Annotated in this window: 1 protein-coding gene; it reads left to right on the forward strand. The window is 54.0% G+C overall.

Going from position 1 to position 1251, the window contains the following annotated elements:
- Positions 1–62: 62 nt before the first annotated feature.
- A protein-coding gene (locus ACUZ9Q_RS00005) for an IS3 family transposase (RefSeq protein ID WP_209818423.1) occupies positions 63–1192 on the forward strand; the annotation gives its coding sequence in 2 pieces (ribosomal slippage) (positions 63–323 and positions 326–1192; 1128 coding nt in all).
- Positions 1193–1251 lie beyond the last annotated feature (59 nt).

Raw genomic sequence — 1251 nt, forward strand, 5'->3', positions numbered from 1 at the left:
AGAGGTGCTCCCCAAAAATCGGACAGGTGTGATAGCTACTCAACCAGACGAGGAGAACACACATGTCCAAGCGAAAGAATCATGCCCCGGCTTTCAAGGCCCGAGTGGCCCTGACTGCTCTTTCCGGCGATAAGACCATCGCTGAACTCAGTTCAGAATTCGGCGTTCATCAGACACTCATCCACAAATGGGTGAAGCAGCTCAAGGAGTCGGCCGCGGGCATCTTTGCCGGTGAAATCAAGACCGAAGAGGCCAGAAAGGAAAAACAACTCCAGGTACTTCATGCCAAAATCGGTCAGCTTACTGTGGAACGAGATTTTTTAGCCGAGGCCTGGGGGAAGCGGTGAGCGTCTCCCGCAGGCAAAGCATGGTCAATCCGGGCCATGCGCAGCTCAGCGTCGTCCGGCAGTGTCGCCTGCTCAAAGTCGTTCGTTCCAGCTTGTATTACGAAAAAGCCGGAGAATCGGCCATAAACCGCACATTGATGCAGGAAATCGACCGGGCTTTCACCGAATGGCCGTTTTTTGGAGTGCGGCAAATGTGCCGCTATCTTGTGTCACTGGGGTACTGCGTCGGCAGAAAGCGCGTCCGCCGCCTGATGCGGCTGATGGGGTTCATGGCAATATACCAGAAACCGAAAACCAGCGTGCCGAACCCGGAGCATAAACGGTACCCCTACCTGTTGCGCGACCTGACCATAGCCCGGAGCAACCAGGTCTGGTGCTCGGATATAACGTACATTCCAATGCGTAAGGGGTTTCTATACCTGGTCGCCATCATGGACTGGCACAGCCGCAAAGTATTGTCCTGGCGGCTCTCAAACACTATGGAAGCGGATTTTTGCATTGTGGCCCTGGAAGAAGCCTTGGAAAAATACGGCACACCAGATATCTTCAACACGGATCAGGGTAGTCAGTTTACCAGCGTTGCCTTTACAAACGTCCTGCGGAACAATGGAATCCGCATCTCCATGGACGGCCGAGGCCGTTGGCTGGACAACGTGTTTATTGAACGTCTCTGGCGCTCGCTCAAATACGAAAATGTGTATCTGAACGCTTACGAAACTGGCTCGGAAGCCCGCGAGGGTATCGGCAGATGGATCAGCTTTTACAATCAGACTCGTCCGCACAGCAGCCTGGACGGGACAACTCCAGAGCGCTGCTACCATCAGGGACTAGTAAAGGCAGCCTAATGAGGAAAAAGACAAGCTAAGGAACCGCTGTTTCCTGTCCGAACAAGGGGGCCACCTCT

This window comes from Desulfovibrio desulfopostgatei (genome assembly GCF_053570645.1).